This is a genomic window from Raoultibacter timonensis, assembly GCF_900240215.1.
Classification (GTDB): Bacteria; Actinomycetota; Coriobacteriia; order Coriobacteriales; family Eggerthellaceae; genus Raoultibacter; species Raoultibacter timonensis.
The window spans coordinates 2,705,958-2,719,978 of the sequence record NZ_LT964679.1; the positions used below are offsets into that span (position 1 = coordinate 2,705,958).

Here is a 14,021-nt window from a genome sequence, read left to right on the forward strand (position 1 = left end):
GCTACCTCCCTTCCTTGATGATGCAGGATTCGGCCACGTGACCTGTGTCCTTATCGTAGAACTTCGCAAACTCGACGGGGTACTGCTTGGCAAGCTCGAGCACGTCGACCTTGGCGATGTTGATCAAGAAGCTGTTCGTAACCTCGCCGGGGCAGTTCTTCGACGTGGTGTTGGACGGGCAGATGAGGTTGTTCGCGCCGCCGCGGTCGAACTCGCCGATAACGATGCTGTCGACACGCGCACCGTGATCCTGGTACAGCGCACCCGGAATCACACGTTCGCTCAGACGCACGCCGCCCAAAACAGCACCGCGCTCGTTGAATATCTTGCAGATGTCGCCGTCATGCAGGTTCAAGCGGCCAGCGTCCAACGGGTTGACCCAGATGGGTTCGTACAGATAGCCGTCGGGGCCTTTGACCTTGCAGGTCTCGAACTCGCGCATCCAGGTGTTATCATCGTTGTTCGCATGCACGCGCCAGCGGGGGTGGTTCGTGATGAGCAAAAACGGGTATTCCTTCGCGCGGGGGTGCAGCAGGCTCTCGGAGTGGGATTCCCCGTACGGCACGAAGTGTGGAACCGGGGGACGCTCGACGTCGTCGGGATAGTGCTCGGCAAGCGCGGTTGAGTAGAACTCGATCTTGCCGGTAGGCGTAGACAGCGGCTCGCTATCGGGATCCTCGTACCACGGACGCATGTGCAGACGATCGTTCTCCCAATTCTCGGCGGTAGGAACGACGAAGTAGCCCTTCTCCATCCACTCTTCGTAGGTGAGGTACTTCTCGCATCCGGAGTTCTCGAAGCCCTTCTTGATGAGCTCTTCCTCGGTTCCCTCGGCGTACTGCTCGTACAGGCCGAGCTTCTTGGCCACCTCGCCCACGGCCTCCCAATCGGAAAGGGATTCGCCGACGTGGGGGACGGCCTGCTCTTCATGGAGGATCATGTTGTACTGACCGGAGAACAGGTCGGAGGAGATGTCGTTGACCTCGAGCTTCGTGGTGGTGGGAAGAATGATGTCGGCGAACAGGGCATCGTTTTCAAGCCACGGATGCTGCGCCACGATGAACTGCAGGTTCGGATGGCGCAGTGCGCGCTGCATCTCGTTGCCGCCGTTCCAGCAGGTCTGCCAGCAGGGGCTGTCGGTCCAAATCATATGGATCTCGCCGGCGCCCGGCTGCGGGAAGTCCCACTCGATGAACTGGTCCTGGGCGGGCATGCCCGCGATTACGTGGCCGCCCGACCAATGGACCGGCGGGTTCATGATGGCCTGGGGAATGAGGGTCTTCGGGATGAAGTTCACCGGCTCGGTGAGCATGGCCCAGCCGTGGTACACGGAGTTCATATCGGGTTGCAGCTCGCAGCGCGGGAAGGGGTAGATGTCGTCGATTCCGAACAGGCCGACATCCATGAAGTTGATCTGCCCGGCACCGGGCTTTCCGAGCTGCTGCATGGTGAGCAGGCAGACTTCCAATCGGGCGGGTTCGCTCGAGTACGCGGCGCGGATGAGGCCGCCGCCCGCGCAGTGGCCGATCGACACGGCATGCTTCGCCCAGTAGCGGGCGAGCGCCTTGATCTGGCGCGCGGAAACGCCGGTGATGGGAGCGGCCCATGCCGGGGTCTTCGCAACGCCGTCCTCCCCGCCCAGAATGTAGCGCTCGAACCAGTCGAATCCGACGGAATGGGATTCGACCCATTCGCGATCGTAGAGGCCTTCCTTCATCCATACGTACGCGATGGCGCACTGCAGCGCGGCATCGGTGTTGGGAAGCACGGGAATCCACTTGTCGGCATGGGCTGCAGCGGCGTAGTTCAGGTCGGGCGTGATGAATATCTGCTTGATGCCGGCTTCGGTGAGAAAGCTTTCGACTCGGCCGGGCATCATGCCGCCCCATCCCCACGGCGTAGTCTCGGGATCGCCCGACCACATGATCACGCAGTCGCCGTTCTCGGCGATATCCTTGAACAGGTTCTCGGTGTGAGCCTGCTTGCCGACGGGATCCATGCCCCAGATATGCTTGGCTCCCCAGGTCCAGCCTTCCCACGAATCGGGCTGACGGGCTTGCAGGGTATAGCCGCCCAAAAGGTCGAGGAGCTTGCCCGGGCAGCCGTGCGCAGCGTGGATGATCTTCGACTCGCCGTGGCCGTCGATCTGGGCCAGCACGGCGAAGGGACCGTATTCGGCGTAGATGCGCTTCAGCTCCGAGGCAACGATATCGGTTGCCTCATCCCAGCTGATGCGCACGTACTTGGCTTCGCCGCGGGTTTCGGGATGGCGCTCGCCGTTCGGATCCCAATCGACGCGCTTGAGCGGATAGGGCACGCGGTTCTTCGAGTAGACGCGTTTCTTGTAGGCGTACTGCAAAGGCGTCGGAAGCGTATGGGTCTTCGGTTCGAGCACAGCTCCGTTGCGAGCCGTGATCTTCCAGGGACGCATGCTCTCGTAATCGTATTTCTCGTCATAGTGCATAGGGCGTATTCGCAGAATCTTCCCGTCCTTCACATCGACGGCAGCGGAGTTGGATCCCAATCCGAATCCGCATAGACCCAAAGATTTATATACCGTTTTGCCGCTGGTTTCCGGCATAGCTTCTCCTTCCTCAAGGCTTTCGTTCGCAGGATGCATCCCTACCGCTTTTCGCGCTCAGCGGAAGAAGGTTGCAATCGCCGTGCACCCCGCATATATTCGAACGCTTGTTTTTCGTGCGCTTTCAAAGCAAACGAATGAAAACGCCGCTCGCGTTGTCGCGAGACAAGAACGCGTCTTCCCCCTTTCGCCGCCTTGTGTAGTATTATGGTTGTCGGTGCTTTCGCTGAAGCCCGGTGCCATAGGCACGTCTGCCAGGACGGAACCTCGTTTGAGTGTATAGGCCGGAATTAAAACGGGCTATACCTCGATTCGATTGAAAGACCTCAGACGCATACAGCATGCTGAGGTAGTTGCCGAGTCGAAGGGCGAACTATGGAAGCCAAGAAACCGAAAGACACCCCCGCACGCAAAACCGCCTCATCCGTGCACGATACCGAGAAAAGACCCGTTTCAAATGCCCCCGTCCATACGCTGAGCCAAACGGCCGACGACCCCATCGACACCGAGTCAAAACGGGAAAGCGAGCCTCCCTCATGGGCGCGCTACACCAACATCCCCTTCAGGCTTTTGGGCTATGGCGTCTTGATGGGATGGCATTTTCTGCTCATCTACTTTTCAACGGCGCTCGAGGCAACCGAACCAGATGCGTACGTGCTGCTCCTGCGGCAGCTCACGCTGAACGCCGCCCTGGCAGTAACGTTTATCGGCCTCTCGCTGACCGGCCGTAAGCCGAATATGCTGAAACTGCTTCTTTCCCCGCTTGCGATAGCGGGAATAGCGGTAACGGGCACCGTCGCAACGGCGGGAATCATCTACGCGCAGTTCTGCGATGTGGCCGTCGCCACCGTCGCGTGTATGGCCGTCGCGGGCGCGTCCGAGGGGTTGCTGCTATTCGCATGGCTGCACTTCTACTCCGAAACGGAGACGAACTACGCAACGCAGTACATCTCGACCTCGATCGTCATCGGCGCGTTGGCTGCGTTTTTCATCCGCCATCTCACCGTTGAAATAGCTTGGGTCTGCTTCGTAACGCTCCCGGCGATATCGGCCGGCATGCTCGCGATCAGCATCCGCCAAACGCCCGTTCGCAGCGCCGATAGAGGCGGACGCGGACTGACCGACCACAAAGGCGCCGTGCGCCCGCTTGTCGCCTGCGCGGCAAACCTTGCCGTGTTCAGCGCGGCGTTCGGCTTCTTACAGGGAAGCGTGCTGCATGACGGCAATCCCGTTTTGGCCGCCTTTACCCCTAATGCGGCCATCGGCGCCGCCGCTGCCGGGGCGGTCGCCATGCTGATATACCGAAAAATGACGGGCAGGCAGGCACCCGAGCTCTTGCGCCGCGTATCGGTTGTGGTGTTCGTGGCCGGCGTCATAGGCGCGATATACCCCTGGCCTGCCACGAAGGAGATCGCAGGAATGGCCATCATGGCCGGGTTCATGATCGTCGACATCACGAGCCTCGTGCACGTCGTGAAGGTCATTCGCTCCTACGACATAGCTTCGGCGTTCGCCATCGGGCTCAACCGCGCGGTCGAGTACTCCGCATTCGGCGTGTCGATCGCTGCGGGGGCGTTGCTCGCCCGCACGGCGGGAGCCGACCCCCTGTACCCCCTGTACGTGTGCGGCGCAGTGACGATACTCACGCTCGGTTACGTTATGGCGTGCATGGGAGGTGGCCCCCTCGACTGGATCGCCTCCCTGTTTCCGGAAAACGAGCTTGTCGAAGAACACGAGGGGGCGCTTCCCCCCTCCCCCATGGAAGCGTCTGCCCCCAACGCGCCCCACGATGCCAAGCCCGGGCAGCTGACGCTCGGATACTTCAGGCTGAAATGCCGTGCCGTATGCGAGCAGTCGAATCTTTCGCCGCGCGAATCGGAGGTGCTCGTGCTCATGGCGAAAGGGCGCAATGCGGAATACATACAGAACGCCTTGACGATATCGAACTACACGGCGAGAACGCACATCGCCAACGTCTATCGCAAGTGCGACGTTCATTCGCTCCAAGAACTCATCGACAAAGTCGAGCAGATGGAAGTCGAAAACACCTGATCGGAAACCGCGCCTTCTTTCATCTACCGCTTCTCGCGTGAGGCGAAACCACATTTACCGCAAGCCGCTCGATGCCGTTTCGGCGTAGGGCGGCTATAGTTCTTCCCATGGGTTGCTCTGCCAGGACAGCGCCGTTGAGTCGCATATCACGACAACGTCACTTTTAAAGCTGGGAGGTACCATGAGCGAGAAAGATCAATCGTTTTCCATGGGTCGTCGATGGTTGGTTTTCTCCATCGTTTTCATCATCGGGATTCTATCGGCGTACAGCATGTTCAAAGCACCGCCGCTGTTTTCGATAATCATTCCCGAGCTCGGATTCACCGACGAGAACATCGGATGGGTCATGTCGATGTTCTCGATCATCGGCGTCGTGCTGGCGTTTCCGGCAGGCGCGATCCTCGCAAAGCTGGGCATCAAGAAGAGCCTCATCATCACTGCCGCGAGCCTGGCCATCGGCAGCGCCATGGGAGCCATAGCCACCAACGCCCCGATTCTTCTGGCTTCGCGCTTCATCGAGGGAATCGGGATGGGCTTGATCTCGGTTGTGGGACCCGCCGCCATTGCGACCATCATCCCCCGCGCAAAGCAGGGCTTGGCTATGGGCATCTGGTCGGTATGGTTCCCCGCAGGCACCGTGCTTGCATTCAACACCGCCCCCGCACTGGCCGCAGGCCTCGGATGGCGTTCGGTTTGGTGGGTTGCAGCCGCGCTGTGCCTGGCGGCCCTCGTGTTCGCGCTTGTGTGCTATGCGCAGCCGCCGGCCGAAGAAGCCGAAGGGGAGCAAGCTGCAAGCGGCATCATGCGCAAGCCCGATATGTTCAGCATCATTATGGTCGCCGTGGCGTTTATGACATGGAACGCGTTCAACGCCGGTGCCATCAGCAGCTTCTATCCTACGTTCCTCGCGGAGGTCCACGCGATGGATCCCCAAACATCGGGCTTCGTAGCCAGCATCACCAACCTGTGCGTGCTGGCGCTCGGTCCCATCTCGGGTATCGTGTCCGATAAGCTCGGGACGCGTAAAGGATTGCTGGTGTTCGCATTCGTAGGCGCAATCGTGTTTTTGACGTTCGGTTTCTCCAACAACCTCGCCCTCATCTACGTGTTCGTGATCGGATTCGCGTTCTTCTCGGCATCGTGCGCAACGGGTACGTTCTCCATCGTTCCCGAGCTTACGCACCAGCCTGAGAAAATCGGCTTCAGCATGGCCATCGTCGCTTTCCTGCAGAATCTCGGCATCGTTATCGGATCGGCCGTCTTCCCGGTGGTCGCCGCCGGCCTTGCCTGGGATTGGAACACCGCCTCGCTCGTGTTCTGCGTACCGTTGGCCGTCGTCGGCCTGATCTGCGTCATCCTCGTACGCGAGAAGGCGAATCGCAGCTGATCAGAACGGCTTCGAACCCCTTGGTCGCTTTGACTGCACGCGAAGCCGACACGCGCTGTGCAGTCTCGTAGGTTGCATTGGTTTCGACAGAAGGAGGTATTTTATGGACCGAGCTGAATTCATGGCATTGGACCCATCCGAAAAGGCCGAGAAGCTGAACGGCCTGATCGACGAAGGTAAAACCCAAAAGGAGGCCATGGACGCCTACGGCATCACCATCAGGGATCTCATGGCTACGCAGGTGCTTTTTTCCAAAGCGGAAGGAAAATTCATCTCCAAAGCAGTAGGCGGCTTTTCGAATTTTCACAGCGATACGACCGGCGAAGCCGCTAAGTAGTGTTTTTTGCGAGCAAGGGCAGTCATACCCGTCGGAACAGGTTGCCTGTGCGCAGCCGCTCGTTTGAGCGAGGGGATCGCCCACATCGCATGAATATTCTTTTTATCGCATTGTCGATAAGAGAGGAGGCACAATGTCAAGAGAAACGATCGTAGAGAAGCTGAGTGAGCGCCATGAGGGGGTGGAGCATTTTTACACCACGTGCCACAACAACGGCTGCTGGGACGCCACCTGCCTCATCAAATGCGGCGTGAAGGATGGGAAGATCGTCTCCATCGAGCCCGACGATTCCGTGAACGCGGGCGTTGCGCGCGAAGACGACAACGAGGAAGCCGTGCAGACGGGCATGCTTCAGGCTCGCGCGTGCCCCATGGGACACGCATGGCGCCAGGAGCTGTACTCCGAAGATCGCCTGCTGTACCCCATGAAGCGGATCGGCGAGAAGGGGGCGGGCAAAGGCCACTTCGAGCGCATCTCCTGGGAAGAAGCACTCGACACCATCGCGAGCAAGATGAAGCAGATGGCAGATGAGAATCCCGACAACCCGTGGCTGTACTACTGCTACTACGTGGCATTCGAAAGCTCCGACTTCCCGTTCGCGTCCTACATGCCCGGCACCATCACCGGATGGGGCGATCACTCCACCTCCGGCGGCGCTGCAGCGGAGGATTTCCATCTGGGAGTTCGCCTAACCGACATCCTGATCAAGGGCACGAGCGACGCCTATCCCGGCTTCGAGGCTCCCGATCTGCTCAACTCCAAACTGGTGGTTCTCTGGGGCTTCGACCCCATGGTCGCCTGGTTCGGCCACGTTCCCTACTACATGAAGTTAGCCCAGGAGCGCGGCTGCAAGTTCATCCTGATCGACCCGGTGTACAACGTCAGCGCCGAATGTTTGGGTGCCCAATGGATCCCCATCCGCCCCGGCACCGATACCGCGTTCGGCCTCGCAGTCGCCCATGTCCTCTACACCGAGGATCTCTACGACCACGAATACGTGGCCCAGTGGGTCGAACCCGAAGGCTTCGAGGAGTGGCGCAAGTACATCGTCGGCGAAGTCGACGGCGTGGAGCACACCCCCGAGTGGGCCGAACCCATCTGCGGTATCCCCGCGGAAACCATCCGCGAATTCGCGCGCTACTACGCATCCATGAAGCCCGTCCACCTGCAGCAGATGTACGGCGTATCGAAGCGCAACCTCGGCGATTACGCAGCAGCGGTCGCCATGCTCCTTCAGGCCATGACCGGCAACCTGTCCATTCCCGGCGGCTGCGAAGGCGGCGGCGCCTCCTTGGTAACCCAGCCCCGCGTCTTCCCGCCAGTGCCCGACACCGGCCAGATCAAGGGCGACGTGGTGAACCCCATCACGAATAACAACAACAAGGTTACCGAGATCATGCACTGCCAGAAGCTCTACGCCGCCGGTGAGATCACCGAGGAAGAGTTCCGCCGTCGCATCGGCTGCCCGAAGGGAAGCCCGCTGCCCAACCTGAAGATGGCCATCATCCCGAACAACTACATCAACAACCAGCACGACGTTTCCAAGCGCATGGCCGGATTCGCCGACATGGAGTTCTCCTGGGGCTGGCAGTACTACCCCGATCAGCCGTCCATAGAGTTCTTGGACATCGTGCTCCCCTCCCCGATCATCCAGTTCGAATCCACCGACATGCACTTCTTCGGCATCAACCGCTACTGGGGCGCACCGGCCGGCATGCAGAACTACTTCCTGTTCGCAGGCAAGGGCGTCAATCCCCCGGGCGAGATTCGCTCGAAGGATTGGGTCTGGATGGAGCTGGCGCGCCGCCTTGGCTTCGCGGACAAGTACTGCCCGAAGATGCTGGACGTCACCGATTGGCGCGACTGGGACGAGCAGGTCATCGAGCGCATCTACAAGCCCGCGTACGAGGAATGGGCCAAAGACGAGAACGGCATGCTGGAATACTGCGGGGTCGTGCCGCCCTCGTGGGAGGAGTTCCAGAAGATGCCCATCATCCGCGTTCCCGGCGAGCCAGGCGAGTGGTTCCACCCCTTCAAGAACACCATACCGTGGGGCCGCTCCCCCTTCAAGACGCCGTCCGGCAAGATCGAGTTCGAGAGCTCGTACGTGAAGAACACCGATCTGACCCAAACCCGCTACGGCGGCAAGATGGACGCCTACCCCCGCTGGCAGCCAACCTACCAGGACCTGCCCGCGAACGACAGCTACTACCATCCGTGGACGCAGAACTATCCGCTGTCGATGGTCACCCCGGTTTCCACGTACCGCCAGCACTCTTCCAACGACCGGAACCCCTGGCTGAAGGGCGATTGCTACGATCACATGGTCCGCATGTCCCCGGCCGATGCGGCGGACCGCGGCATCAAGACCGGCGACCGTGTTCTGGTGTACAACCAGTACGGCGAAGTGGAGATCACGGCATACGTATCCTCGAAGCTGCTTCCCGGCACGGTATCCATCGGCCATGGCGAGTGGTCCCGATTCGACAACGTTCGCAAGTCCAAGCTCATGCCCTACGGCATCGACACGGCGGGCAACTGCAACCTCCTCATCGGAGACACGCATCTGCCCCATGTTGTGGGCGCGCTGCTGACAGCGGGCCTTGTGGAAATCAGGAAGGTAGGCGATGAATAATGACGCAGTACGGTTTCTTCTTCGACCAGGGCAGATGCTACGGCTGCAAAGCCTGCTCCGTCGCGTGCAAGGATTGGAACGACATCGAGCCCGGACCGGAAAAATGGATGAGCGTGTACATGTGGGAGAAGGGCACATTCCCCAACACCGCCATCGGGATCTTGGCGTTCAGCTGCGGCCATTGCGATAACGCCGTGTGCATCTCAGCCTGCGACCACGATGCCATATTCAAGGAAGAGAAGTACGGCGCCGTCTTGGTCGACCAAGACCTGTGCGAAGGCGACCGCAACTGCTTTGCGGCATGCCCCTACGGCGCTCCGAAGTTCGCCAGCGACGATCCCGGCACCAAGATGAGCAAATGCACCATGTGCATCGACCGACTGGAGAAGGATCAGTTGCCCGCCTGCGTGGCGGCTTGCCCCATGCGCGCCCTGGATTTTGGCCCTATCGACGAACTGGTTGAGAAGTACGGCGACGTCCGTCAGATCGAGACGATGCCGTCTGCCGACATCACCACGCCCAACTGGATCGCGAAGCCGAACCCGCCCAAGGAGCAGCTGATTCCCTACGATGTGGAAAAAGCCATCGCGCTCACCAAGCCGCGTACGAAGACCGACGACGTGTACTCCGACATCAAGAACCTTACGGAGTTCGAAAGCGACGTTATCTGCGCGAGCGAACTGCGCATGAAGAACGCCACCGTCGCCGAGGTCATGGCCGCCACATCGAGCGACCAAGGCTAAAGCTTTAGCATTCCGTGCAGGTAAGGGTGCGGCCCGGATGGGGCCGCACCCTTACCACCCTGACAAGCCGTGTGGCTTAGGCGCTACACTCTTACCGCCGGCCACCAATCGGTGCGTTGCACGCAGTTAGGTCTAATTCGCCTTGGACCAAAGAGAGCAGCTCCTGTCTTTTGTGTATATCGAGCTTGCGGTACAGATTTTTAGCATGAGTGCGAACGGTATCGAGGGATACGGTCAAATTCTCGGCGGTCGCCCCTAACGTATACCCCTTCGCAAGCAGCAAAGCGACCTCAGCCTCTCTGCTAGATAAAAAATACTGATCAGACAGCCTATCGATCGCAGCTTTCAGCGCAGCTTCGGGCGATGCTGGATGCTGGTTGACCGAAGCTGCTAGTCTGCTTTTGTAAACGACTACGAGCACTCCTGCGATTACAGCAAGAGCCATAATCGCCATCAGTATCGTCGCGGACGTTTCTTGGTAGTTGCTGCTAATTTGAAGATCGTACTGCCTGATGAAAAACGCGATCGTATGCGGAATTTGCGAGATAGCCAGCTGCCCCAAGCAAAAAAATGGAATGGCCGGCAGTTTTAGCTGGTAAATGATACTTGCCATGAAAACCCACGCGAAGACCATGAGCGTCTTTCGCGTAGCGCTAAGCAAGCTAGAGGCGGCATCGGGAGCAATCGACGAAAAGGAGGAAAACACAAACAGGCCCACGAAGATTATCACCATCAGGAAGGGCCAGAGCGTATCGGGATCATTTCGTTTCAGCCCGTAAATCCAAATTAAGTACGCAGAGAAAACCACTAGATTTACGGCGATCGTTAGGAGTCTATACAATAGGTCGACGTTTGCTTGAGGAGTTTGGCCAACCAAAGCTATTCCGATTGTCGACAGCGCACAAAGAGTCAAAAGGATGATCGGATGAATTGGAATTTTCTTCAGCTGTTCTCGCGTAACGGGAGACGAACCGCTTTCAGCGGTTGCAGTCTTCTCGATGGCCCAAAGCAGGCAGAATGCTGCCGCCAACGGCAATGCGGACGATACAAACGCAACGGCGTCTGCCGGCACCGAAGAGAAGATTACGGGAAATACCCCAACGAGCACTTCTCCGCCCGCGATCACCAACGCCGACTTGATCGGCTCAATCGAGCACAGCAGTCTTCCGAAAGCCAGCAAAAAAACGGAGCTTCCCACGCCTCGAAGGATGAGCGCCACAAGGGCCGATTGCTCGTTGCCATAAGCGGGAGAGAACAACAAAAACGACCCTACTGCCTGAAGCGACGCAGCGACGACGAGCACGGCAGATGCTTGTCGGGAGGTGTAAGAGCAAAAGCGTTCGATAGCCAACAGGAGCACCATCGCGAAAATCTGCACGACGACCTCGTCGAAGCCGTACTGAGCGCTGGACGTGGTAAATATCCCTGAAGAGGAGAACCAAGACGTCAGCTTGAAGAATGCGATAGAGAGGCAAGATAATAAAAACGTTCCAGACAACAGGAAAGTACTGCGTGGCTCTGCGTCTCGAAAAGGCATTCGGATTCCTTCGAAGAAAACTGATACCGTCAGATTATATCATTCGAGATCGGCCTTGAAGTAAATCCAGAATTTCTGGCACCCGACTCCGACGCATACAACATGTCGGGATGCGCGTAAGCATTACGATCGCTTGCGCGCATCCCGAAAATCTTACTTACTGAATGGACTTCACAGAGCGCGAGCGCACAGGTTACCGGCAAGCACGGCTTTCTGAATATTGTAGGGCTCTGCGCAATCGCCCACGGCATGGACCTCGATTCCTGCTGCCTCCAGCTCATCTGCCAGCGACAAGTTGGGAATCATGTCGTGAAACTCCACGACGCTATCACATGGAATCGTCTTTTCCAACCCAGCATCGGTAGTGATCGTCACGCCCGCGTCGTCAACGCTCTCGACAACAGATTCGTTCCAGATCTTCACACCTTCCGCATAGAGGTAGGGAAGCATATAGGTTCGGAACCAACCGGATTGCCCTTTGTCAACAGCTTCGACGCCGTTTGGATTGACAATCGTGACGGTTTTTCCTTGGGCCAAGAGAAAAGCGGTGAAGTCAACTGCCTGCACGCTGGCTCCAAGCACGACTACTCGCTCCCCTAGCGCAGTGGGGCTGAATGCCTCTTTCGGCGAAAACACGTTGGCTCCCGAAAATCTGCTTTCGCGAGCACCGCCAACTGCGACCACTACGGCATCCGGTGCCTGTTCTTTCACGAAAGCAGCATCCACCTTTTTGCTGAGCTGTACGTCGACACCGTTGCTTTCAAGTTGGGCGGTGATGTAGGCAATGTAGTCGTCGAAGCGTTCGTGGTTGCCTTTTACACCTCTGGCGAAATGGAGAAGGCCTCCGAGTTTTGTTTCCGAGTCGTATATGGTTACGCTGTGTCCTCGCTCCGCAGCTACTCGGGCGGCCTCCATGCCCGCAGGACCTGCGCCAATGACCATGATATTTCGCTTCGTGGCAACAGGACTGGGAGTCATTCCCTCCGGCATCGTTTCGGTGAGCGAATTGAAAGACGATGCGTTCATTCGACAGCTGGAAGGAACTGCCCGGTTGGTTCCGATGCTGTCGTGGCAGTGCATGCACTTCATGCACGGCCTGACATCTTCCCGGCGACCTTCTTGCATCTTTTTGACCAAGCCGGGATCGCAGTTCAAGGGACGGTTCATGAATGCTAGGTCGATCTGCCCCTGCTTCAGCGCTTCGTTCAGATAGTCGGGTCCCATACGCAGGTCCATGCATGCCGCGCACCCAACGGGTACGTCCACCGCCTCTTTGATAGCCGCGACCAACGGAAGGAAGGAAGCAAATCCCGAACGACTGCCATCCACAAGACCCCCGAAGTGGGAGCTGTAATTAAACGTGGTACCGAAACCGGTAAGGCCATCGGCCTTTGGAGCGATATGCTGCACGTCGGGGGCCCATATGTTCATCTCTTGCGCCTTCGCCCCCACACGAACCTGAATCCAGTCGGCACCAGCAGCAACAAGGGCTTTTGCGATCTCTTTCGCCTCTTCGTTTGATATGAACTGCGCATCGTCACCCAAGGAGGCATCGTTTTCTTCGATGCCGTTGATCAGAGCTCCCACGGGGAAGTCGTCGCCATTGACTTCCTTTACCTTTTCGATCATACGACAGAAAAGGCGAGTACGATTTTCGATGCTCTGAGGGCCATACTCGTCTTCGCGCTTATTGATCCTGCGTGTCAAAAAGCCGTTCAGGCCGTCCGCGCTAGCACCCTTGATTTCTATGCAGTCGAACCCTGCCGTTTTGCCACGCTCGGCCGAAATACCGACGCTTTCGATAAATTGGTCGAGCTCCTCAATCGGAGTATCGTTTATCACGGAGTCCGGAACGGTCGGAGCAGCACCCCCAAAGCACATTTGGAATCCAATTTTACTGTCAGCATTGTGGACGGCCTCTACGAGGGGCGAGACCAAACCGAGAGCTTCATCGACGGTTCCTTTGATTTTATCGAGCGATTCCGGGAGGATTCCGGTATTCGATAAGGCACCTCCCGCGAGGATGATCAGAGGTACGCCATTTTCTGCCATCGAGCCGTACAATTCAGTAGAAACGGTTATCTTGTCGTTATTGCTGTCGGCCCACGGGGAGCTACCAGCAGATTTGATGATGCGGTTCGGCAGCTCCATCGTTCCCAACTTAATCGGAGAGAACACTTCTTCGCAGTCTCCCTCAAAAGTATCGAACCCGTCATTTTGCGGGTTGGGCTCTTGCGCTGCTGCGACGTCCGCCATACCAAGCGCCTGGAGCATGCAAGCATCTACGCCGTCATTAATGGCTGAACTGCAGAATGTAGCACCAGTAACAGCGTCGACTTCGCTTGTTTTCCCGTTCTCGACAATAGCGGCACAATAATCGTCGATCGCCGAAGCATAGACTGGAAAATAATCCATCTCCGAGGAACTGAGTACTTGATACGATACTTTAGTGAGACTCGCCTCATCGAAAGTGCAGGTTATCTCTACAGTTGCATAAGGCGTTTTCTGTTTACTGGCATAGGTTCCCTTCTCGTAAAGCGCGCTTCCATGAGCAGCTTCGCTTGAGCAACCTACAAGCGAGATCGAAGTAGCTGAAGCCAGGCCCAAAGCAGTCAGGGCCATACCTTCAACAAAGCCCCTACGCGAAAACTTAGCTCGTCCTTCCGTTTCGCTCGATTGCCCCGTGACGTTGTTTTCCATTCCTCTCCCTTTCTTTCGGTCGGTGTTCGTTTCGCATGTGAACGAGAGA

8 protein-coding genes are annotated in these 14,021 nt (G+C 57.9%); 5 read left to right on the forward strand and 3 right to left on the reverse strand.

Annotation, left to right across the window (positions count from 1 at the left end):
* Position 1 precedes the first annotated feature (1 nt).
* Positions 2 to 2,581, reverse strand: coding sequence for a molybdopterin-dependent oxidoreductase (locus tag C1722_RS11665; RefSeq protein ID WP_102379644.1), 2,580 nt, complete (start codon positions 2,579 to 2,581; stop codon positions 2 to 4).
* A gap of 375 nt (positions 2,582 to 2,956) precedes the next feature.
* Between C1722_RS11665 and C1722_RS11670 the strand changes: the two genes are divergently transcribed.
* From C1722_RS11670 to C1722_RS11690, 5 genes are all read left to right on the forward strand, one after another.
* The gene (locus tag C1722_RS11670; RefSeq protein ID WP_102379389.1) at positions 2,957 to 4,633 is read left to right on the forward strand and encodes a helix-turn-helix transcriptional regulator; all 1,677 of its coding nucleotides are present in this window, start codon (positions 2,957 to 2,959) and stop codon (positions 4,631 to 4,633) included.
* Positions 4,634 to 4,814: 181 nt separating this feature from the next.
* The gene (locus tag C1722_RS11675; protein ID WP_102379390.1) at positions 4,815 to 6,020 is read left to right on the forward strand and encodes an MFS transporter; all 1,206 of its coding nucleotides are present in this window, start codon (positions 4,815 to 4,817) and stop codon (positions 6,018 to 6,020) included.
* A 103-nt stretch (positions 6,021 to 6,123) separates the two neighbouring features.
* Positions 6,124 to 6,357, forward strand: a complete 234-nt coding sequence (locus C1722_RS11680; protein WP_102379391.1) for a hypothetical protein — start codon at positions 6,124 to 6,126, stop codon at positions 6,355 to 6,357.
* A 133-nt stretch (positions 6,358 to 6,490) separates the two neighbouring features.
* On the forward strand, positions 6,491 to 8,992 hold the full coding sequence (locus tag C1722_RS11685) for a molybdopterin-containing oxidoreductase family protein (protein WP_102379392.1): 2,502 nt from the start codon (positions 6,491 to 6,493) through the stop codon (positions 8,990 to 8,992).
* A complete protein-coding gene (locus C1722_RS11690; protein WP_102379393.1) occupies positions 8,992 to 9,735 on the forward strand; it encodes a 4Fe-4S dicluster domain-containing protein in 744 nt (247 codons plus the stop codon). The genes C1722_RS11685 and C1722_RS11690 overlap by 1 nt, the downstream gene beginning before the upstream one ends.
* Positions 9,736 to 9,826: 91 nt before the next feature.
* Here the strand turns inward: C1722_RS11690 and C1722_RS11695 are convergent, their stop codons facing one another.
* The gene (locus tag C1722_RS11695) at positions 9,827 to 11,272 is read right to left on the reverse strand and encodes a helix-turn-helix domain-containing protein (RefSeq protein ID WP_102379394.1); all 1,446 of its coding nucleotides are present in this window, start codon (positions 11,270 to 11,272) and stop codon (positions 9,827 to 9,829) included.
* Positions 11,273 to 11,443: 171 nt separating this feature from the next.
* The gene (locus C1722_RS11700; protein WP_102379395.1) at positions 11,444 to 13,972 is read right to left on the reverse strand and encodes an oxidoreductase; all 2,529 of its coding nucleotides are present in this window, start codon (positions 13,970 to 13,972) and stop codon (positions 11,444 to 11,446) included.
* Positions 13,973 to 14,021: the final 49 nt, after the last annotated feature.

Excerpts from the sequence above, each read along its gene's own strand:
- C1722_RS11695 (WP_102379394.1), bottom strand. The coding sequence starts at position 11,272 with ATGCCTTTTCGAGACGCAGAGCCACGCAGTACTTTCCTGTTGTCTGGA.
- C1722_RS11680 (WP_102379391.1), top strand. The coding sequence starts at position 6,124 with ATGGACCGAGCTGAATTCATGGCATTGGACCCATCCGAAAAGGCCGAG.
- C1722_RS11700 (WP_102379395.1), bottom strand. The coding sequence starts at position 13,972 with ATGGAAAACAACGTCACGGGGCAATCGAGCGAAACGGAAGGACGAGCT.
- C1722_RS11665 (WP_102379644.1), bottom strand. The coding sequence starts at position 2,581 with ATGCCGGAAACCAGCGGCAAAACGGTATATAAATCTTTGGGTCTATGC.
- C1722_RS11685 (WP_102379392.1), top strand. The coding sequence starts at position 6,491 with ATGTCAAGAGAAACGATCGTAGAGAAGCTGAGTGAGCGCCATGAGGGG.
- C1722_RS11675 (WP_102379390.1), top strand. The coding sequence starts at position 4,815 with ATGAGCGAGAAAGATCAATCGTTTTCCATGGGTCGTCGATGGTTGGTT.
- C1722_RS11670 (WP_102379389.1), top strand. The coding sequence starts at position 2,957 with ATGGAAGCCAAGAAACCGAAAGACACCCCCGCACGCAAAACCGCCTCA.
- C1722_RS11690 (WP_102379393.1), top strand. The coding sequence starts at position 8,992 with ATGACGCAGTACGGTTTCTTCTTCGACCAGGGCAGATGCTACGGCTGC.